Here is a 19,044-nt window from a genome sequence, read left to right on the forward strand (position 1 = left end):
GTAGGTTCGAGCCGTGAGCGAGAACACCCACGACAAGCTGCCCATCCGGATGCTTCACGACCGTGTCCTGGTCCGGACCGACTCCCCGGAGGGGGAGCGCCGCTCGGGCGGCGGCATCCTCATTCCGGCGACCGCAGCCGTCGGCCGTCGGCTGGCCTGGGCGGAGGTCGTCGCGGTCGGCCAGAACGTCCGTACGGTCGAGACCGGTGACCGGGTGCTGTACGACCCGGAGGACCGTGCCGAGGTCGAGGTGCGGGGCGTCGCGTACGTCCTGATGCGGGAGCGCGACCTGCACGCGGTGGCCGCGGACCGGTTCGAGGGTTCGAAGGACACCACCGGGCTGTATCTGTAGGACCTGTAGGACCTGTAGGACTTTCCGCGAAGGGCCTGGTGACCGGTGTCACCAGGCCTTTCGTCTTCTTCTTGCTACTGTGGACACACCCGACGAGACGCGCCGTACCGGGCCCGCTGCACCGCAGTACGCAAAGACGACGCACCGCTGTTGTTCCGTCTCGCGGAGGTGTTCGTCGTCATGGCCTGGGTTCTTCTCATCGTCGCCGGTCTGCTTGAGGTCGGCTGGTCCATCGGCATGAAGTACACGGACGGGTTCACCCGTCTCTGGCCGAGCGTCTTCACGGGCGCCGGGATCGTCGCCTCGATGCTGCTGTTGTCGCAGGCCGCGAAGACGCTGCCGATCGGTACGGCGTACGGCGTGTGGGTCGGTATCGGCGCGGCCGGCGCGGCGGTGTTCGGCATGGTGGTGCTCGGTGAGCCGGCGACCGCCGCGCGGATCTTCTTCGTGTCTCTGCTGCTTGTGGCCGTGGTGGGGTTGAAGGTGACGTCGGGTCACTGACCCGGTGGTCGCGGGTCCGGCTGGATCGTCTCCGGTCGTGGCGGCTGTGGTGCCGGCTGTTCCGGCGTCCCCGTCCCCGTCCCCGTCCCCGTCCTTGGTTCCGGTGGGGGTGGCTGCTGGTCCGGCTGGACCGTCTCGGCCCGTGGCTGCGGCTCGGTCTCCCGGCGTGGCAGCGGTTCCTTCTCGGGGCGTGGCAGTTGGGGCGTCTGGGGCAGGTCGGGCAGTCGGGGTTGGCGCGGTCCGTTCGGGCCGGCCTGGCCCAGCCGCTCGTCCTCGGGTTCTTCCTGGTCCTTCTGGGCCGGTCCTTCCGGCTGAGGGGGATCCAGCGGTTCCAGCCACTCGTCCGCTCCTTCGCCCAGTTCGAGTTCGAAGTCCCGCGCCTGTGTCCCGGCGAGTGCCTCCCGGGTGAAGTGGCCCCAGATCTCGGCGGGGGTGCCGCCCCCGTTGATCCGGTTCTGGCCGAGTGCGCCGTACAGCGGTTTCTGCTCGGCGGTGTCGGGGTCCTGGCCCAGGATGGTGACGACGGTGGCGAGGTCGGGGGTGTAGCCCGCGAACCAGGCGGCCTTGTCGTCCTCGGCGGTTCCCGTCTTGCCGGCGGCCGGGCGGCCGGCGGCCAGCGCGGCCGTTCCCGTGCCGCTCTCGACGACGCCGCGCAGGACGTGTGTCGTCGTGTCGGCGGCTTCCCTGCTGACCACCTGGCGGGGGTCGGGGGACGGCAGGTTGAGGTCCTGGCCGTCCTTGGTGATGCGTTCGACGAGTGTGTACGTGTTGTGGCGGCCGTGGTTGGCGAGGGTGGCGTAGGCCTCGGCCATGTCGAGGGCGCTCGCGGTGGCGGGGCCCAGGGCGATGGAGGGGGAGCCGTTGAGGTCGGGGGTGCGGGCGGGAAGGCCGAGGGCGACGGCGGTCTCCTTGACCTTCGCGGGTCCGACGTCGACGGCCATCTGTGCGTACACGGTGTTGACCGAGTCGTCGGTGGCGGTGCGGACGGTGATGGCGCCGTACGAGGCGTCGTCCTCGTTGGCGGGGGCGTAGTGGGCGCCGTGCCAGCCCTGTACGGGGCGTTTGTCGGCGCCGTCGTAGTAGGTGTTCGGGGTGATGGGCTCGCCGTCCTGGGTGAGTGAGGTGTGTTCGATCGCGGCGGTGAGGACGAAGGGTTTGAAGGTGGAGCCGACCTGGTAGTCGCGGCGAGTGGCGTTGTTGACGTACTGCCGGGTGTAGTCGATGCCGCCGTACATGGCGACGACGCGGCCGGTGGACGGCTCGATCGCCGCGCCGCCGACCCGTACGTACCGGTCGACCGGGTTGCGTGCGGGGTCGAGCCGGGACATGACCTTGTCGTCGACGGCGGTGACGAGGGCGTCCTGTTTCTCCTTCTCCAGGGTGGTGGTGATGCGGTGGCCGCCGCCGGCGAGGGTGTTCTCGTCGAGGACGCCGTTGGCGGTGAGGTAGTCCTCGACGGCCTGGACGATGTAGCCGCGTTGTCCGGAGAGTCCCGTGGCGGGGGGTGCGGTCTGGGGGGTGGGGAAGGTGGTGGTGGCGCGGTCGGCGGGGGAGAGCCACCGCTCTTTGACCATGCCGTCGAGGACGTAGTTCCAGCGGGCGAGCGCGCGGGGCCGGTTCTCGGGGTGGGTGGCGATGTCGTAGGCGCTGGGGGCGTTGAGGAGCGAGGCCAGGTAGGCGCCTTCGCCGGTGTCGAGTTCGGAGGCTTCCTTGCCGTAGTAGGCGCGGGCGGCGGCCTGGATTCCGTAGGCGTTGCGGCCGAAGTAACTGGTGTTCAGGTATCCCTCGAGGATTTCGTCCTTGCTCTTCTCCCGGTTGAGTTTGATCGCGATGAAGAACTCCTTCACCTTGCGGGTGACGGTCTGTTCCTGGCCGAGGTAGTAGTTCTTGACGTACTGCTGGGTGATGGTGGAGCCGGACTGGCGGCCCTTGCCGGTGAGGGTGTTCCAGGCGGCGCGGACCATGGCCTTGGGGTCGACGGCGCGTGCGGAGGAGAAGTCGCGGTCCTCGGCGGCGAGTACGGCGTGCTGGACGGTGAGGGGGATGTGCGCGAGGCGTACGTTCTCTCGGTTGACCTCGCCGTCGCGGGCGATCTGGCTGCCGTCGCGGTAGAGGTAGATGTTGGACTGGGCGGTCGCCGTGGCGTTGGCGGGCGGGATGTCGACGAGCAGGTATCCGGCGACGAACGCGGCGGCGAGCAGCACGGTGCCGACGAGGGTGGTGCGGAGCAGCGCCCGCAGGATGCGCCGGGGGCGGGAGCGCCGCGCGCGTCCGGGCGCGCCGGGGGGCGCGGGGGGCGGGGGTGGCGGTGTGGCGGGGACCGTGGGGTCCCTCGGCGTCCAGCCGGGCCGGTGTGGAGGGGCTGGCTGGTCGTCGCGCATGTCTGGAACTCCCGTACCGGATGAAGGAGGCATGGCCTTCCCCATAGTGCACGTATCGGGACAGAACCTGAGGAATGCGACTCGAAAAGGAGTCGCGGTGGCGGAGCGCGGCTCGCTAGGGTCGTGCGCTTCGATGCGGGTTCGGTGCGGTTCGGTGCGGGTGCTGTGCGGTTCGGTGCCGGGAGGAAGGCGACGCGAGATGCTGCGGCTGTACGCGACGGTGGCCGCGGGTGGCTTCCGGCGCCATGCCACGTACCGGATGGCGACGGCGGCGGGGTTGTTCACCAACACCGTCTTCGGGTTCATCCTGGCGTACACCTATATGGCCCTGTGGGACGAGCGGCCCCGACTGGGTGGCTACGAGATGGCGGACGCGCTCGCCTATGTGTGGATCGGCCAGGGGCTGATCGCGGTGTGCGGGATGATGGGCGGCGGGTTCGAGGACGAGCTGATCGAGCGCATCCGTACGGGTGACATCGCCGTCGACCTCTACCGTCCGGCGGACCTGCAGGCCTGGTGGTTCTCGGCCAACGCGGGTCGCTGCGCGTATCAGTTGCTCGGCCGCGGGGTGGTGCCGATGGCGGTGGGGGCGCTCGTGTTCGACTTCCGGCTGCCGTCGCGTCCGTCGACCTGGATCGCGTTCCTGCTGGCGATCGCGCTGGGGGCGACGGTCGGTTTCGCGATCTGGTACCTGGTCGCGATGTCCGCGTTCTGGCTGATGGACGGTCAGGGGGTGGTGCAGGTGGCGTGGCTGGGCGGGCTGTTCTTCTCGGGGATGCTGCTGCCGCTGAACGTCTTCCCGGGCGCGCTGGGCGAGGTGGCGCGGATGCTGCCGTGGGCGTCGATGCTCCAGATCCCGGCGGACGTGTATCTGGAGCGGTACGAGGGGTGGGGACTCCTCGGGGCGTACGGCTTCCAGCTCTGCTGGGCGGCGGTGCTGCTGCTCGCGGGGCGGCTGGCGCAGTCGCTGGCGACGCGGAAGGTGGTGGTGCAGGGTGGGTGAGTCCACGGCGACCGAGGATCCGTCCGCGCCGCGGGAGGCCTGTCGTAAGGACTCGCGGGACTCCGGCGGCTCGCGGGACTCCGGCGGGTCGGGTGGGTCCGGCGGCGCGGGCGGCTCCGGTGGCTCGGGTGGCTCCAGCGGCTCCGGCACGCGTCGCGCGATGCCCGGGGAGTCCGGCCGCAGGTCACGGCTCGCGGCCGGCCGGGCGGCGTGGCTCACCTCCTGGCGTACGTACCGGATGGTCGCCGGGATGTGGATCCGCTCGACGATGACGTACCGCGCGTCCTTCGCCCTGACCCTCGTCACCTCCTTCTGCGTCACGTTCTTCGACTTCGTTGTCATTTTGCTGATGTTCGGCCAGGTGGAGGGCCTGGGTGGCTTCTCCTTCGCCGAGGTCGCGTTCCTGTACGGGGCGGCCGGCACCTCCTTCGGGATCGCGGACCTGACGATGGGCTCGCTCCAGCGGATGGGCCGGCGGGTGCGGGACGGCTCGCTCGACATGTTCCTGATGCGGCCGGCGCCGGTGCTCGCCCAGGTGGCGGCGGACAAGTTCGCGCTAAGGAGGCTCGGCCGGGTGGCACAGGGGCTGTTCGTGCTGGTCTGGGCGCTGATCGTGCTGGACGTGGAGTGGACGGCGGTGAAGGTGCTGCTCCTGCCGGTGATGGTGGTGAGCGGCGCGGTGATCTTCGCGGCGGTGATGGTGGTGGGGGCGTCGGTGCTGTTCTGGGCGCAGGACGCGGCGGAGGTGACCAACTCGTTCACGTACGGCGGCAACACGCTCCTGCAGTACCCGCCGGCGATCTTCGCGCAGGACCTGGTGCGGGGTGTCGTGTACGTCGTGCCGCTGGCTTTCGTGAGCTGGCTGCCGGCGCTGTACGTGCTGGGGCGGCCCGCTCCGGCCGGCGTGCCGTCGTCGCTGGCGTTCGCGTCTCCGTTGGTGGCGCTGGGGTGTTGCGTCCTCGCGGGGTGGGCGTGGCGCGCCGGACTCCGTTCGTACCGAAGCACAGGGAGCTGAGCATGGCCTTCATCGAGCTGGAGGGTGTGGAGAAGGTCTTCACGGTCCGCAGGCGGGCGGGGCTGCTGCGCCGCGAGAAGCGCGAGGTGCGGGCGGTCGACGGGATCAGCTTCGGTGTGGAGCGCGGCGAGATGGTCGGTTACATCGGCCCGAACGGTGCGGGGAAGTCGACCACGATCAAGATGCTGACGGGCATCCTCACCCCGACCGGGGGCCGGCTGCGGGTCGCGGGGATCGATCCTTCCCCAAGCTCTCGGCTTCGCTCGAGCAGGGGAGGCCCCAATCGGGAGCGGATGCGGCTCGCGCAGCGGATCGGGGTGGTGTTCGGGCAGCGGACGACGCTCTGGTGGGACCTGCCGCTGAAGGACTCGTACCGGCTGATGCACCGGATGTACCGGATCCCCGACGAGCGGTTCGCCGCCAACCTCGCACGCTGTGTGGACCTCCTCGAACTGGGCGACCTGCTCGACGTCCCCGTACGGCAGCTCTCCCTGGGCCAGCGGATGCGCGGCGACATCGCGGCGGCGCTGCTGCACGACCCGGACGTGCTGTACCTGGACGAGCCGACGATCGGCCTCGACGTGGTGTCGAAGGCGCGGGTACGGGAGTTCCTGCGCGAGCTCAACGCCTCGCGGGGCACGACCGTCCTGCTGACCACCCACGACCTGACGGACATCGAGCAGCTCTGCAGGCGCGTGATGGTGATCGACCACGGGCGGCTGATGTACGACGGGGAGCTGGCGGGGCTGCACGAGATCGGTGCGAGCGAACGCCTCCTGGTGGTGGACCTGGAGCGGGAGCTGCCGCCGATCGAGGTCGCGGGCGCGCGTTTCGTACGGGCGGAGGGCGGCGGGGTGCGACAGATCCTCGCCTTCCCCGCCTCGGCGTCGGCGGCACCGCTGGTGGCCGCGGTGGCGCAGGCGTACCCCCTGGTGGATCTGTCGGTGCGGGAACCGGACATCGAGGCCGTGATCGCGAAGATGTACGGGGATCGGGAACTTGAGGTGCGCCCGGGAAGTCCCTGATGTAGGGAGGTGGGGTGATGAGCGACATGAGGCGCGAGTCCGGCAGCGCGGCGAGGGGCGAGCCCGGGAGCGGGGCGTCGGGCGCGGCCGGTGGCGGGGTGTCGGGCGCGGCCGGTGGCGGGGCGGCGCGCCCGGGTGTGCGTGAGGCGAGACGGCCGCTGGTGGCGTTCGCGTACACGGCGGCGGATGCGGAGCGGCACCGCGGGGTGCGCCGTATGAAGGCCCTCGCCACGGGCCTTCTTCTCGCGGTGGCGGTGGTCTACGCCCTGGCGACCTGGGCGGAGAACGCGGGGTGGGGTTCCTGGGCCGGGTACGTGGCGGCCGCGGCGGAGGCCGGCATGGTGGGCGCGCTCGCGGACTGGTTCGCGGTGACGGCGCTGTTCCGGCGGCCCCTGGGGCTGCCGATCCCGCACACGGCGATCATCCCGACGAAGAAGGACCAGCTCGGGACCACGCTGGGCTCGTTCGTCGGCGAGAACTTCCTGTCCGCGGATGTCGTACGGGGACGGCTGCAGGCGCTGGGCATCGCGGGCCGGCTGGGGGCGTGGCTGGCGGAGCCGGACCACGCGGACCGGGTGACGCGCGAACTGTCGACGGCGCTCCGGGGCGCCCTGACGGTGCTCAGGGACGCGGATGTCCAGGCGGTGGTCGGTGAGGCGATCACGCGGCGGGCGGAGGCGGCGGAGGTCGCGCCGGGGATCGGCAAGACGCTGGAGAAGATCGTCGAGGACGGGGCGCACCGCCGGGCGGTGGACCTGGTGTGCACGCGGGCGCACGACTGGCTCGTCTTCCACGCGGACTCGGTGATGGACGCGGTCCAGGGCGGCGCGCCGGGCTGGACGCCGCGCTTCGTGGACCGCAAGGTGGGCGAGCGGGTCTACAAGGAGCTGCTGCGCTTCGTCACGGAGATGCGGGACATGCCGGGGCACCCGGCGCGCGGCGCGATCGACCGCTTCCTGACGGACTTCGCGGCCGATCTCCAGGGCGACACGGAGACCAGGGCGCGGGTGGAACGCCTGAAGGGTGAGCTGCTTGCGCGTCCGGAGGTGCAGGACATCATCGCGTCGGCGTGGGCGTCGGTACGCGGCATGATCATCGCGGCGGCGGAGGACGAGCGCAGCCAGCTCCGTCTGCGGGCACGGGCGTCGCTGATCTCCCTGGGCGGCCGGCTGGTGACGGACAGCCGCCTGCAGACGAAGGTCGAGGGGTGGGCGGAGGACGCGGCGGCCTATGTGGTGACGACGTACCGCACGGAGATCACGTCGCTGATCAGCGACACGGTGGCGAGCTGGGACGCGGACCAGACCTCGAAGAAGATCGAGGCGAACATCGGCCGGGACCTTCAGTTCATCCGCATCAACGGCACGGTGGTGGGCGCGCTGGCGGGCCTGCTGATCTACACGGTGAGCCACGCGCTGGGCGGGTGAGGCCGCCCGGAGGCGGCACCGGTGGCCCCGTTGTGATTCGAGGGTTCGGGGCGCACCGGTGGGCCACGCGCTGGGCGGGCAAGGGGATAGGGGACCCGCCCGCCCAGCGCTCATGGGGAGGGCACTGTGTAGTACGTACGGTTCGGGCGGGGCGTTCAACGCCCTCCCGATTTCAGCTTTTGCCCCGGGTGACGGCCCAGGAGGCACCGGCCATGGCCCCGGCGACGCCGAACACGGCGGGCCAGGCACCGACCTTCTTCGCGAGTGGGTGCGACCCGGCGAACGCGGCGACGTACGCCCCGGTGAGCGCGGTGGCGGCCTTCCCGCCGGCCGCCTGCTGCCACTCCCGCGCGGCAAGCGCCCCGGCGGCGGCGAGCACGACGCCCCCGAGCGGCCGCTTCTTGGTCCACCGGGCGACGGCGTACCCACCGACGAGCCCGGCGGCGGCTATGGCGGGGGAGGGGATGCGGGGCATGAGGGGGGCCTCTCTCAGGGTCTCTCAGGGCTGACGGTCTCGGCTTACGAGCCTAACTTCATCCCTCGCACCCGACCCCGTCCCCGTCACGGTCGAGGTGCCGCCCGTACCCGGGGTCGCCACGCCGCACGGGCGCGGCGCCGGCGTCCCGGGCGGCGCTGCAGTTGGCGTAGTACGTGCTGCCGCCGCCTCCCCCGCTTCCGCTGGTGGACCCTCCGGACCCCCCGGATCCGCCGGAGTACGGCTCGCACCCCACCCCGTCCCCGTCCCGGTCGAGGTGGCTCCCGTACCCGATGTCACCCCGCCGCACGGGCGCGGCGCCGGCGGCGCGCGCGGCGTCGCAGTTCGGATAGATCGCCGGCGGCGCCACCTTCTGCGTACGGGTGGGCGTCGGCGGCGGCTCCGGGGTGGGCGTGGGGCTCGGTGTGACGACGGGCGCGGCGACGGTGATGCGCACGACCGCGGTGCCACGAGCCGTTCCGGGGGAGCTGTGCTCGACCCGATAGGTGAACTCGTCCTCGCCCGCGTACCCGGCCGTCGGCGTGTAGCTGATGGAGGAGCCGTCGACCTCGGCCGTGCCGTGAGCGGGCGGCGAGTCGACGGTCAGCTGGTACTCGCCCCCGTCGAACACACCGCTCATCGGCTTCTCCCCGCCGTCAGAGGTCGCGGTCACGGTGTCGTTGGCGAGCACGTTCACGAGGATCTCGGCGGCCTCGGCGCTCACGTCATCCTCGACGAGCGTCAACACGACCGCAGGCGCGGGCGTGGTACTGGTCGCCGCCGCCTCTTCCACCCGCTTGCCGTCACCAGCCCCACCACTCCCACACCCGGCGAGCACCCCGACAGCCAACGCCGCCCCAACGATCGCTCTGGCACGCACAAGAAGCCCCCACGGCATTTCCGGAGACGAAGAGGGCACTGATGCTGCCAGGTGCGGGCGCGAGATGTAGTGGAATCGTGAATTCCACGTGAAGATCGTTTGTGCCGTGCTGGGCGTATTGGGCGGACGGCTACTCAGCCGGGCAACCGTCAGAGCTGTAGCGGCACATTTGCTGTTCGATGACGCAGGCGACCACGGGCCACGGGGCCGTCATGGCGGTGAAGAGCGACCAGTAGTTGTACATATCCCGGACCACTGCTCCGACACCGAGGAGTGCAGTCTGCCGCTCGATGGCGCCTATCACTCGCCGAGTGATTCCGCCCGCTCCTCGGGCGGCTGGAGTGACCTCCTGTCCGAGGAGGAGTGTGGCGGTACGGATTGCATCCAGTGTGGTCGCCGACGCGACATCGGCGAATCGGCCATAGATCAGGTGGTGCCAGCGTTGCAGGGTACGTGCCCAGGCCAGCCGCTCCAGCCCGGTGCCGAGGTCGACGGCCAGACGGTGTGGGTGGGTGGTGTTCCACAGCAGGACTATGTCGCCGAGCGTGAGGTCGAGGTGCCGGAACCGCAGTGTGATGCCTTCGACCTGCCGTCGGCGCCATGGGGTGAGCGTGCCGTAGATGCTCAGGTGGCGGGCGTGGAAGCCGAGTTGGGAGAGGACGGTAAGCCAGCCGTCGAGGATGGCGCCGTACTCGTCCAGGCTCCCTATGGGTTGGACTCGGGAGACATTGACGAAGGAGGTCAGGAAGCCGTCCTTCAACTGGCCTTCCGCGTCCCGTTGGCCTGTGAAGCGGACGACCGGCTGCGGGATGAATCCGCTTCGATGCGTACGGGGTTGGCCATCCTTGAGGAGCGGATCCAGGGCCTGGATAGCAGAGATCGTCAGTTCGGTCTCCCTGCCCCACCGGAGCGGGAGGCAGGTGTCACGTGGGGCGCCGTCGCGCGCGAAGCCGGCTTCCAGGGAGTCGAGGATCTCCCTCCACGTGGGTGATCTGCGTGGCGGCTGGTAGGGGCTGCCCCTGTGCGGGTGAAGAATCTCGATGTGGGGACCGTCGGCGGTGAACTCCCAGTGGGGGCCTAACGCGGCGCTCAGTACGCCGGGTATCCGCTGGGCCAAGTCGTCTCCGACGGTGCCGGCCGCGCGGGTCAGCACGATCGTGCCGACATCGCCTGGAAGTGGCGCGCCGGGTCGAAGCGCTGCATTCCGATCGCCTGGACGCGCCGGTGGTCGAGGCTTGCCACCTGTTCGATCGCGTCGGCGAGCCTTCGTGCCGCCGTCTCGTCCTCCTCCTTGGGGTCAACGACCGCGACCGCGCCCGTCTCTTCGCACAGGGCGACGTGGGCGCAGGTTCCTTCGCGCCAGGTCAGGGCGGCCATGGGAGTGCCGGCGCGGAGGGATTCTCCGAAGACCGCTGCGCCGGCTTCCACGTAGTCACGGGCGTAGGTGTAAACGAAGACTGAGGCATCGGCGATGGCGGCGGTCTTGTCCGCGCCGCCGAGTTCCCCAACCCACTTCACGTGGCCGGCGGCCAGGAGGCGTTCGTGCCGGCGCACGTACTCCTCGTCAAAGACGGGGCCGACGATCCGGATGCGACGGCCGAGGATCTGCGCGGCGCGTACGGCGATGTGCGGCGCCTTCTCCTCATCGATCCGGCCGAGCCAGACGAGGTCCGTGCCCGCGGTGGCCGGTGGCTCCTCCTCGTGGAGGCCGAGGTGGACGGCAAGCTCAGGGATCGGCTGGTGCTCGGCGTAGCGCTCGATCATCTCGGGCGAATAGCAGTACAGGCGCGACCGCCGGCCGTCGAAGGCGGTGGCGGCGTGCTTGAAGACCGGCGAGTGCTGGAAGGTGGCGACGTCGCAGTCCAGCTCGTTCCAGGTGCGCGTCCACGCGGGAAGCGACGGGTACTCGTGGCCGACGACCAGGAGGTCGTACCCGCTGTCACGCAGGTCGCCCTCGGCGAGCGAGCCGGGGGTGAGGTCCTCCAGGCGGACCGGCTTGCGGACCCAGTCGTGTTCCAGGTCCGTGAGCCAGCCCGGCCCGAGGAGGTGTACGTCGGCGCCTGCGGCACGGGCGCCTACGGCGACCGCCCACAGCCATCGTTCGATCCCGCCGTAACCGGCGGGCGGAAAGGCGTAGCTACCAGGGAAGTCACAGACGCCGACGAGCACGTTATGCCTCCGGTGTTCCGTCCGCCGAGATACGGCGGAAGCCGAGGTACGGGAAGAGAGATTCGGGAAGGACGATCGAGCCGTCCTGCTGCTGGCACTGCTCCAGGAGCGCGGCCAGGGTGCGGCCGACGGGCAGGCCGGAACCGTTGAGGGTGGCGACGAGCTTGGGCTTGCCGTCCTCGCCTCGGGTTCGGATGTTCGCCCGGCGGGCCTGGAAGGTGCCGAAGTTGGAGACCGAGGAGATCTCGCGGTACGTGTTCTGGCTCGGGATCCAGACCTCGAGGTCGTACGTGAGCTGGGCGGAGAAGCCCGTGTCGCCGACGGGCAGCTTGATGACCCGGTAGGCGAGGCCGAGCTCCTTGAGGCACGCCTCGGCGTGGCCGACCATCGTCTCCAGCTCGGCGTCCGCCGTCTCCGGATCGACGATCTTGACCATCTCGACCTTGGCGAACTGGTGCTGGCGGATCAGACCGCGGGTGTCGCGGCCGTACGAGCCGGCCTCCGACCGGAAGCACGGGGTGTGCGCCGTGAACGCGAGCGGCAGCTCGGCGGGCGGGATGATCTCGTCGGCGTAGAGGTTGGTCAGCGGGACCTCGGCCGTCGGGATGAGGAAGAGCTCGCGGTCTGCAACGCCGGTCTTGAACAGGTCCTCCTCGAACTTCGGGAGCTGTCCGGTACCGGTCATGGTCTTGCGGGAGACGAGGTAGGGGACCGCGTACTCGGTGTACCCGTGTCGGCGGGTGTGGATGTCGAGGAAGAGTGTGGCCAGGGCGCGCTCCAGAGCGGCGCCGGCGCCGCGGGAGACCGCGAACCGCGGGCCGGACAGCTTCGTCGCGCGGCCGAAGTCGAGGATGCCTGTGGCCTCTCCGAGATCGACGTGGTCCTTGGGCTCGAACGGAAACGCTGGAGGCGTGCCGACGCGCCGGATCTCGATGGCGAACTCCTCGGAGTCGCCATCGGGCGCGGAGTCGTCCGGCAGGTTCGGGATGCTCAGGAGCAGATCACGGAGCTGGGCCTCGATCTCTTCCTGCCCTGCTTCGATGTCGCGGACCTGCTCCTTGATCTCGCGGGCACGCTCCTTCAGCTTCGTGATGTCGCCGCCCTGCTTGGCCGTCTGCTGAACCTCACTCGCCACCCGCTTGGACTCGGCCCGCAGCTCGTCGGCCGAGCGGATGTTCTGGTTGCGACGAGACTGGAGGGACTCCAGCTCGGACAGGTCCAGGGAGTAACCGCGACGAGCGAGCCGACGAACCGCTTCGGCACCCATTTCAATCAGGGCGCGGGCATCATGCATGAGGAAGATCCTTCTGATCCGGCGAGTGGCGGAATACGGGATCGACGGTAGCAACCGCGGCCCCCTCGCCGACCCGCATTACTTCCCTGTCACCGGAGCCGACGGCGCGATCGAGGCGGCCGTTTCAAGATCGCCCATCAGGGCCCCGATTAATTCCGGCAGCTCGGCATCGGGGATGGCGACAAGCTCGTTGTACGGGGCTTCGGGGGGATGGTCCCGCAGGAGTCCAGGGTGGTAGTACCAGTCCGGCAGGCCCAGTCGCAGGCCCCATCGCTCACCACGGGGGGGCGATCAGGCAGGGGTGGCCCAGCCAGCGGTTGAGATCCGTGTGCAGAACCGTCGCCCACTCGGGCTCAACCTCGGCGCTGCGGGCGAGGATGGCCCGCCGCCTTGTCGTCTTCCGGCCGTGCGGGACGCTGCAAGACCGTATCGAGGGGGAGGGACGGTGCGCCGGTGTCGGAGCAGCCGCATGACATCGAGATTGAAAGGGCCTGCCAAGTACGAGCAGGGACTGAGGCCCGCCCTGGCCACGGGGCTCATGCCGCGGGGGACGGCTGGCACTTCAGGGCCAGGGCGGGAGCCTAACGTCGGCGGAGGAACCTGCTGTGACCCCGATGCCTGCCGACACGCCGTGCGGAGGGTGGTTCCAGCGCGGGGGTCTCGCTCGGCCGGTCAGGGCGAACCGGTTCATCCTTGCTGAGGATGGACTGCCAGACCCGTTCCTGGAGCACACGGATGCAGGCGCCGCACGCGTACATGGGGGCCTGGGTGCCGGCGACGCTGGCGGGGCCGATCCACAGGACGCGGGTCCACTGCTGGCCGCAGTAGAGCCAGCAGAAGCCGTCGACCCATTTGTTGCCGTCGTCGGTGGATGCTGGCGCGGGCAGTCCGCCGCGGGCGAACTCGGCGATCCCTGGGATCACCCTGTGCGGTAACGCGACTTCCGTAAGCATCACTTGTCCACCTTCGGGATCAACGGCCTCGGACCGTCGCGGAGGGGACCTCCTGCTTCTCGGCGTCGGCGAAGAGCAGGGTGGGCTCGGCGAGGATGTCGCGGCCGGCCTCGCTCTTGTAGATCTCGTCGACGCTGCCGAACCGGGCCTCGGAGTAGTCGAGGTCGAGCAGGGCCGCCGCCTGCCGGACGGACGCCTCGTCGGGGCCCTCGATCTCCACGAAGGTGGGGAGGTCGGGCCAGGTGTCGAAGTCGAAGGCGACCTCGCCGAGGCGCCACTCCTCACGGTAGTTCTCCTGGTAGCGGACCTCGGTGAGGCCGAGTCGGCGGAGGATGTCGGCCATGGCGTGCAGGTCGGTGACCTCGGTCTCGATCTCGGTCGTGCCGTCGATCGTGGTGGCGTCGGTGACCTGCTTGAGCGTGAGCGTCGAGCGGGTGCCCTCGTCCCGCAGGCGGAGCCACGCTCCTCCGTCGAGGGCGTCGTTCTCGAAGATCTTGCGGGTGAGGAGGGTGCGCGGGAACGCCTGGACGGCGCCGAGGGTGGTGAGCTTGGCCTGGAGGTCGGCGACGTCGACGGCCAGGAACTTCGCCTCGTATTCGTGCTTCATGAGTCCTTCTTTCCGTATCAGTGGAGGAGGGTGGACGTTCGGGCCGCGAGGAACAGGCCCATGCGGTGTGTGTGGTCCTGGAGTTGGCCGATATGTGCCCGCTCGGTGAACTCGTTCGTGCGTAGCGTGAGCAGGACGTCCCAGTCGCCGATGAAGTGCTGCCGAAGGCGTTCGGGGGAGGTGTAGTGCTCGACCAGGTGGTGGCGTTTCTCGACGGGCATCATGAACTCCGAGCCGAACACACCGCCGGGACGGACCAGGCGCTGCATGCGATCGACGAACTCGGCAAGAGGGCGGTCGTGGTTGGCACTGTAGTGCCATGAACAGCTCGTCCAGACTGCGTCGCACGGGATGTTCAGGGGCTCGCCGTGAAGGAGGTCTTCCTCTACGACCCGTACGCGGTCGTGGAGTTCTTCGAGTTTGAGCCGGTCGATCAGGCCCAGTGCGCGGGCGTGATTGTCACCCGGGAGGTGGACCTCTCCACCGTGCACAGCGAGCTCGTCGCGTTCGATGGCGAGGACGCGGTATCCGGCGGCGGCGAGCGGCAGGACGAACTTGCCGTCGCTCGCGCCGACTACCGCAACGGTGGCGTCAGGGGCAACCCGCTCCCTCAGCGTGGCGACGAACTGGGGGAAGAAGGTGAGGGTGTACTCCCAAAGGCTCTGTGTCTGCACGGGGGTGTGCTCCTTGCGTGTCGGTGGTGACGATCGCCTGGAGGACCTGGTCGGGGCTGAGGTCCGTGGTGTCCACGTGATGCATCGGGAACGGGGCGTAGGCGTCGGTCACCCGGTCCGTGACGGTCTCGACGAGGGCGTCCCAGTGGGAGACCGGCTTGTCCCGCGAGGCGAGGCGGCGCTGGCGCTCGCCCTCGGCGCAGACAAGGTGGTAGGTGACGGGCTGGGGCAGGGCGGGCGGCAGTGTGATGCCGAGGCCGGCCCCGAGGGCGCGGTGGTTGGCCAGGCAGCGGGCAAAGTAGCTCTCCACGACGACCGGGACGCCGGCCGTCAGGTGGCGCCGTATCTCGTCGGCCGCGGTGAACAGCGCGGCGAGGTAGAAGCACATCCGTGCCTCGACATTCCTCCGCTTGTCCACCTCACGCCTCAGGGGCTGGAAGACGGGTGGCACGGTGGGGACGAGGACGGCCTCGCGGGCCTCGGCCAGCATCGGCGCGATGGTCGACTTCCCCGTGCCCCGTAAGCCTTCGAGGCTCTCGAACAGCGGGCTGTCAGGCACGGGCGTACACCACGTCCGGTACCGCGAGCGTGAGCTCGTCCGTGGCGGAGGGCCGGTGGACGATGTGGTTGGCGGACTTCTCGTACCAGAACGCGTGCGAGTCCTTGCCGACGGCCTTGCAGGACATGGTGAGCGCGCCGCGCGGGTCGGCCTCGATCCGTTCGATCTCGCCCGGGCCGTCGGACGGCGCGCAGATCTCCGGGGCGCCGTGCTCGGACAGGTCCTCGTCGACGATGACCTCGATGGCCAGTTCGGCCGTCTGGAGCTCCTCGCGGAGCCTGCCGTAGGCGGTTGGGTCGGTGACCAGCAGCTCGGGGTGGTCCGCGGCGTTGCCGACCGCCCGCAGGTGGTGCAGCTTCAGCTGACGCACCCCGAAGCGCGTGAGGGTACGCGCGAGGGGCAGCACTTCGTTGATGTTCTGGGCGGTGACCGTCATGGTCACCCCGGTGGGGACACCGATCCGCCGCGCGAGGGCGAGAGCCTCGAGCGCACTCTGGTAGCTGCCGGCCTTGCGGATACGGTCGTTGGTCGAGCCGATCCCTTCCAAGGAGACGCGCAGCAGGTCCAGGTGGGGAGCGATCTCGGTCAAGCGGCGCTCGATCCGGTACCCGTTGGTGCAGATCTCGACATGCTGGCCCAGTTCCTCCTTGGCGTGCCGGACAACCTGGGCGAGGCCCTTGTAGACGAACGGCTCCCCACCGAGCAGGGTGACGGCCTCGGTGCCGTACTGCTCGCGCATTAGCGTGATGATGTTGATGGCTTGCTCGGAGGTGAAGGCGTCGGCGTGCTGGAGCCTCTTGCCGTGGAAGCAGTGGTCGCACTCGAAGTTGCAGCGGTACAGCAGCTGGAGGTAGAGCATCCGGATCTTCCGGATCCCGGTGACTTCGCCGATCACGTGGGGCTCCTTGGGCTGGTTGCCTGTTGGGAGCCCTGATACTGGCCGGGCGTCCGGGGACCCCGTCACCGCGTATAGGGACAGCCCAAGGACGTCCTGGAACGTTTTCCGTTCACCGCGAAGGTCTCCAGGATGCCGAGAAGCTCCGCGGTATCCAACAGATCCGGCAGCACCACGGACGCGCCGGCGGCGGCAAGCTCCTCGGCGCTGTGGATGCCCGAGGCGACCGCGATGATCCCGGAGTCCGTGGCAAGGGCGGCCTCGACATCTCGCGGCGTGTCCCCCACCAGCACGATGGGCACGTCGGCCGCCACGTCGTGGAGCCGCCGGGCCCGCTCGCGGGCGACCGCTACAAGGTCGGGACGGAGCTCCGCGTCCGCGCCGTAAGCGCCGGCGGACAGGTCCAGGAGGGGATCGAGGCCGAAGGCGGACAGTTTCACACGAGCGTTAGCGACGATGTTGCCGGTGAGGACCGAAGACACCCAGTCATCATGTGCCGAGGCTGCCTTGAGGGCCTCGCGTACGCCTGGCAGAGCGGTCCCCCGTAGCCGTAGATCGCCGAGGCGCTCCTTCCCAGCGTGGGCGAGGGCGGCCTCGACAGCGGGCCAGTCCGGCTCGGGCAGACCGTCCCGAAGGAACATGTCGCGCATGATCAGGCGATCCGTGCGCCCCTCTGTCCACGCCGGCCCGGTCGGCCGACTTCCCGAGAGTGCCGAGAAAGCAGCCGCGTAGATCTCCTTGCTCACCCCCGCGTTCTCGATGAGGGTGTGGTCGATGTCCCACAGGACGATGAGCTCCATGCCGCCAGGGTAGGCACCTGACGCGACAGAGGTCCCACGAGAACGTCCCATAACGTCCTTGCGTGATCACGCCGGGCACCGCTTCCATAACCCTGTGAACGAGCGACTGCACTCCGTACTTGCCCAGCGCGGCGTTTCACCCGAATCGCTCGCGGAAGTCTGCGAGGTGGACCCCAAGACGGTAAGTCGCTGGCTCGGCGGTCGCGTTCCCCACCCACGCCACCGCTTCCGGGTCGCGCGCCACCTGCGCGTGGAGGAGACCTTCCTCTGGCCCGCCCCGCCACGACGGGCCGCGAGGCCCGGCGACGGGTTAGGCACCGAACTTGTCGGCACCTACCCGAACCGCGCGAGCGTCCCGCGGGACATGTGGATCTCCCTGCTGCGGGAGGCACGGGAGGAGATCGGCGTCCTCGTCTTCTCCGGCACGTTCTTCGCGCAGTCCAATCCGCATGTTGCCAAGATGCTCGCCGAGCGCGCAGCCGACGGCGTCCGCGTACGGCTGTGCTTTGGCGACCCGGAAGGCCAGGCAGTCGTCATCCGGGGCCGAGAAGAGGGCATTGGCGACACCCTGGCCGCCAAGATCCGCGCCTCCCTGACGTACTACCGCCCCCTGCTTGCCGAGGCCGGATGCGAAGTGCGGCTGCACGACACCACGCTGTACACGTCCCTGTTCCGCTACGACGACACCCTGCTGGTCAACCCGCACGTGTGGGGTCAGCCGGCCAGCGCCAACCCCCTGCTCCACCTCAACAAGGCTGACGAAACAGGGTGGTTCGACAACTACGCTCAGAGCTTCGAAGCAGTCTGGGCCGGCGCACGGCCCTGGACACCCGACCAGGAGGGGACCGCCGCACATGGGCAGGACTGAGTACTACAACGACCCCAGCGCGCCGAAGGCGAACACCCTCATCCCCGCCAGCAACCTGCTCGTCGTCGACGACAGCGGCGCGATCCTGCTCCAGCGCCGCCGCGACACCGGCCAGTGGGCCCTCCCGGGCGGCGCCCAGGACATCGGCGAGACCGCCGCTCAGTGCGCGGTACGGGAGTGCCTGGAGGAGACCGGCATCGTTGCCGAGATCACCGGATTCCTCGGCGTCTACACCAACCCGAACCACATCGTCGCCTACTCCGACGGCGAGATCCGCCAGCAGTACGAGAACACCTATATCGGCCGCCCCGTCGGCGGCGAGCCCACCATCAACGACGAGGCCGACGGCGTCCGCTTCGTCCAGCCAACCGCCCTCGACGCGTACGACATCCACGCCAGCATGCGCCAGCAGATCGGCGACTACCTCGCCGGCACTTACCCCCACCTGGGCTGAGCCGCCAACGCCGCCTCCACCCGCTCCACGGCGGCGAAGATCTCCGGCGCCGCCCGACGGATGAATCGCCCGACGATGCTGTCGGCTCCGTAGCGGCCGAGGATCTCTGCGACCCGTTCCTGCGCGGTGGTCCGGCGGCCGTCGGGCGTGGTCCTCATGTCGCAGTAGACCAGGGCGTCGACCAGCAGTGGCTCCTCCAGCAGCGGGAACTCCGCCGCGAGTTCCTCCCGGAGCCCACGCTCCTCGGCCTCCAGCAACGCGAACGAGTGGTTCGCAACCAGCCGCACGAGCCGCTCGTCAGCGCCATGTGCGTCACGGAGGAAGCGGGCACCGTCGAGTGGGTGAAATCCCGTGACGGCCAGTCGCGGTGCGTACCCGACGTCATGCAGCACAGCAGCGGCTGACAACAGGTCGGCGTCGTCCCCCAACACGCGCGTCAGACCGAACGACCGCCGCGCGACTCCCTGAGAGTGCGCCCATCGCCGTGGTAGGACCGTACTGAGTTCTGCCTCGGCAACCCGGAACGCCCATTCCGTTAGAGGTTCGTCACGTGCCTTGGGCCGCATCCTGACTCTCCAGATCTTGAGCAGAAGAATTCGGTCACGCTCTCAAGGACGCGCGCCACGTGTCCCACCCATGGCCGGACGTGCTCTCTGGTGGACCGGCAGCGCCCTTCTCGTCCAGAGTGGAGGTGGCTAGGAGAGGCTGCTGA

At 69.6% G+C, this 19,044-nt stretch carries 21 protein-coding genes; 8 read left to right on the plus strand and 13 right to left on the minus strand.

The genetic code is table 11. The features are described from left to right. Window positions 1–13: 13 nt before the first annotated feature. A complete protein-coding gene (locus tag ACFUJR_RS06395) occupies window positions 14–352 on the plus strand; it encodes a co-chaperone GroES (protein WP_189600978.1) in 339 nt (112 codons plus the stop codon). A gap of 180 nt (window positions 353–532) precedes the next feature. Further along, the gene (locus ACFUJR_RS06400; protein ID WP_383164475.1) at window positions 533–853 is read left to right on the plus strand and encodes a DMT family transporter; all 321 of its coding nucleotides are present in this window, start codon (window positions 533–535) and stop codon (window positions 851–853) included. Here the strand turns inward: ACFUJR_RS06400 and ACFUJR_RS06405 are convergent. Continuing rightward, window positions 847–3,234 (minus strand): transglycosylase domain-containing protein, encoded by a 2,388-nt coding sequence (locus ACFUJR_RS06405; RefSeq protein WP_383164472.1) that lies wholly within the window; start codon window positions 3,232–3,234, stop codon window positions 847–849. The two genes, ACFUJR_RS06400 and ACFUJR_RS06405, sit on opposite strands and share 7 nt — an antisense overlap. 202 nt (window positions 3,235–3,436) lie before the next feature. Between ACFUJR_RS06405 and ACFUJR_RS06410 the strand changes: the two genes are divergently transcribed. The 4 genes from ACFUJR_RS06410 (at window position 3,437) to ACFUJR_RS06425 (ending at window position 7,704) form a co-directional block, all read left to right on the plus strand. Next, complete coding sequence (locus ACFUJR_RS06410; RefSeq protein WP_383164610.1) at window positions 3,437–4,237, plus strand: ABC transporter permease; 801 nt, start codon at window positions 3,437–3,439, stop codon at window positions 4,235–4,237. 238 nt (window positions 4,238–4,475) lie between these two features. Continuing rightward, a complete protein-coding gene (locus ACFUJR_RS06415; RefSeq protein ID WP_383164607.1) occupies window positions 4,476–5,252 on the plus strand; it encodes an ABC transporter permease in 777 nt (258 codons plus the stop codon). 2 nt (window positions 5,253–5,254) lie between these two features. Next, window positions 5,255–6,277: an ATP-binding cassette domain-containing protein gene (locus ACFUJR_RS06420; RefSeq protein ID WP_383164470.1), complete on the plus strand. Its 1,023-nt coding sequence runs from the start codon at window positions 5,255–5,257 to the stop codon at window positions 6,275–6,277. A 26-nt stretch (window positions 6,278–6,303) separates the two neighbouring features. After that, window positions 6,304–7,704 carry a DUF445 domain-containing protein gene (locus ACFUJR_RS06425; RefSeq protein ID WP_383164604.1) on the plus strand — a complete coding sequence of 467 codons (1,401 nt, stop codon included), beginning with the start codon at window positions 6,304–6,306 and terminating at the stop codon, window positions 7,702–7,704. A 172-nt stretch (window positions 7,705–7,876) separates the two neighbouring features. Here the strand turns inward: ACFUJR_RS06425 and ACFUJR_RS06430 are convergent, their stop codons facing one another. The 11 genes from ACFUJR_RS06430 to ACFUJR_RS06480 form a co-directional block, all read right to left on the minus strand. Then, on the minus strand, window positions 7,877–8,179 hold the full coding sequence (locus ACFUJR_RS06430) for a hypothetical protein (RefSeq protein WP_383164468.1): 303 nt from the start codon (window positions 8,177–8,179) through the stop codon (window positions 7,877–7,879). 58 nt (window positions 8,180–8,237) lie between these two features. Beyond that, a complete protein-coding gene (locus tag ACFUJR_RS06435) occupies window positions 8,238–8,903 on the minus strand; it encodes an excalibur calcium-binding domain-containing protein (protein WP_383164465.1) in 666 nt (221 codons plus the stop codon). Between the two features lie 286 nt (window positions 8,904–9,189). After that, a complete protein-coding gene (locus tag ACFUJR_RS06440; RefSeq protein WP_383164462.1) occupies window positions 9,190–10,176 on the minus strand; it encodes a hypothetical protein in 987 nt (328 codons plus the stop codon). A gap of 29 nt (window positions 10,177–10,205) precedes the next feature. Next, on the minus strand, window positions 10,206–11,228 hold the full coding sequence (locus tag ACFUJR_RS06445) for a glycosyltransferase (RefSeq protein WP_383164459.1): 1,023 nt from the start codon (window positions 11,226–11,228) through the stop codon (window positions 10,206–10,208). A 1-nt stretch (window position 11,229) separates the two neighbouring features. Continuing rightward, on the minus strand, window positions 11,230–12,522 hold the full coding sequence (gene serS / locus ACFUJR_RS06450; RefSeq protein WP_383164456.1) for a serine--tRNA ligase: 1,293 nt from the start codon (window positions 12,520–12,522) through the stop codon (window positions 11,230–11,232). Between the two features lie 581 nt (window positions 12,523–13,103). Beyond that, on the minus strand, window positions 13,104–13,475 hold the full coding sequence (locus ACFUJR_RS06455) for a hypothetical protein (protein ID WP_383164453.1): 372 nt from the start codon (window positions 13,473–13,475) through the stop codon (window positions 13,104–13,106). 19 nt (window positions 13,476–13,494) lie between these two features. After that, window positions 13,495–14,082, minus strand: coding sequence for a class IV adenylate cyclase (locus ACFUJR_RS06460; RefSeq protein ID WP_383164451.1), 588 nt, complete (start codon window positions 14,080–14,082; stop codon window positions 13,495–13,497). A gap of 17 nt (window positions 14,083–14,099) precedes the next feature. Beyond that, a complete protein-coding gene (locus tag ACFUJR_RS06465) occupies window positions 14,100–14,756 on the minus strand; it encodes a class I SAM-dependent methyltransferase (RefSeq protein WP_383164448.1) in 657 nt (218 codons plus the stop codon). Next, entirely contained in the window at window positions 14,674–15,315 is a 642-nt protein-coding gene (locus ACFUJR_RS06470) for a hypothetical protein (protein ID WP_383164445.1), read from the minus strand. Before ACFUJR_RS06470 ends, ACFUJR_RS06465 begins: the two co-directional genes overlap by 83 nt. Next, complete coding sequence (locus ACFUJR_RS06475; RefSeq protein WP_383164442.1) at window positions 15,308–16,210, minus strand: radical SAM protein; 903 nt, start codon at window positions 16,208–16,210, stop codon at window positions 15,308–15,310. The genes ACFUJR_RS06470 and ACFUJR_RS06475 overlap by 8 nt, the downstream gene beginning before the upstream one ends. Window positions 16,211–16,275: 65 nt before the next feature. Next, window positions 16,276–17,010, minus strand: coding sequence for an HAD family hydrolase (locus ACFUJR_RS06480; protein ID WP_383164439.1), 735 nt, complete (start codon window positions 17,008–17,010; stop codon window positions 16,276–16,278). A gap of 94 nt (window positions 17,011–17,104) precedes the next feature. Between ACFUJR_RS06480 and ACFUJR_RS06485 the strand changes: the two genes are divergently transcribed. Together ACFUJR_RS06485 and ACFUJR_RS06490 are read left to right on the plus strand one after the other, a co-directional pair. Further along, window positions 17,105–17,878: an XRE family transcriptional regulator gene (locus ACFUJR_RS06485; protein WP_383164437.1), complete on the plus strand. Its 774-nt coding sequence runs from the start codon at window positions 17,105–17,107 to the stop codon at window positions 17,876–17,878. Beyond that, a complete protein-coding gene (locus ACFUJR_RS06490; protein WP_383164434.1) occupies window positions 17,865–18,332 on the plus strand; it encodes an NUDIX hydrolase in 468 nt (155 codons plus the stop codon). The genes ACFUJR_RS06485 and ACFUJR_RS06490 overlap by 14 nt, the downstream gene beginning before the upstream one ends. Here ACFUJR_RS06490 and ACFUJR_RS06495 read toward each other — a convergent pair. Beyond that, on the minus strand, window positions 18,314–18,898 hold the full coding sequence (locus ACFUJR_RS06495) for an HD domain-containing protein (protein WP_383164431.1): 585 nt from the start codon (window positions 18,896–18,898) through the stop codon (window positions 18,314–18,316). The genes ACFUJR_RS06490 and ACFUJR_RS06495 overlap by 19 nt on opposite strands. Between the last annotated feature and the right edge of the window lie 146 nt (window positions 18,899–19,044).

The sequence above is a fragment of the Streptomyces sp. NPDC057271 genome, assembly GCF_042668715.1.
In the GTDB taxonomy this organism is placed as follows: domain Bacteria; phylum Actinomycetota; class Actinomycetes; order Streptomycetales; family Streptomycetaceae; genus Streptomyces.

Bases quoted from the DNA above. Each gene is read 5' to 3' on its own strand.
- ACFUJR_RS06400 (WP_383164475.1), top strand. From the start codon at position 533: ATGGCCTGGGTTCTTCTCATCGTCGCCGGTCTGCTTGAGGTCGGCTGG.
- ACFUJR_RS06405 (WP_383164472.1), bottom strand. From the start codon at position 3,234: ATGCGCGACGACCAGCCAGCCCCTCCACACCGGCCCGGCTGGACGCCG.
- ACFUJR_RS06415 (WP_383164607.1), top strand. From the start codon at position 4,476: ATGGTCGCCGGGATGTGGATCCGCTCGACGATGACGTACCGCGCGTCC.
- ACFUJR_RS06420 (WP_383164470.1), top strand. From the start codon at position 5,255: ATGGCCTTCATCGAGCTGGAGGGTGTGGAGAAGGTCTTCACGGTCCGC.
- ACFUJR_RS06425 (WP_383164604.1), top strand. From the start codon at position 6,304: ATGAGGCGCGAGTCCGGCAGCGCGGCGAGGGGCGAGCCCGGGAGCGGG.
- ACFUJR_RS06430 (WP_383164468.1), bottom strand. From the start codon at position 8,179: ATGCCCCGCATCCCCTCCCCCGCCATAGCCGCCGCCGGGCTCGTCGGT.
- serS (WP_383164456.1), bottom strand. From the start codon at position 12,522: ATGCATGATGCCCGCGCCCTGATTGAAATGGGTGCCGAAGCGGTTCGT.
- ACFUJR_RS06455 (WP_383164453.1), bottom strand. From the start codon at position 13,475: ATGCTTACGGAAGTCGCGTTACCGCACAGGGTGATCCCAGGGATCGCC.
- ACFUJR_RS06460 (WP_383164451.1), bottom strand. From the start codon at position 14,082: ATGAAGCACGAATACGAGGCGAAGTTCCTGGCCGTCGACGTCGCCGAC.
- ACFUJR_RS06480 (WP_383164439.1), bottom strand. From the start codon at position 17,010: ATGGAGCTCATCGTCCTGTGGGACATCGACCACACCCTCATCGAGAAC.
- ACFUJR_RS06490 (WP_383164434.1), top strand. From the start codon at position 17,865: ATGGGCAGGACTGAGTACTACAACGACCCCAGCGCGCCGAAGGCGAAC.
- ACFUJR_RS06495 (WP_383164431.1), bottom strand. From the start codon at position 18,898: ATGCGGCCCAAGGCACGTGACGAACCTCTAACGGAATGGGCGTTCCGG.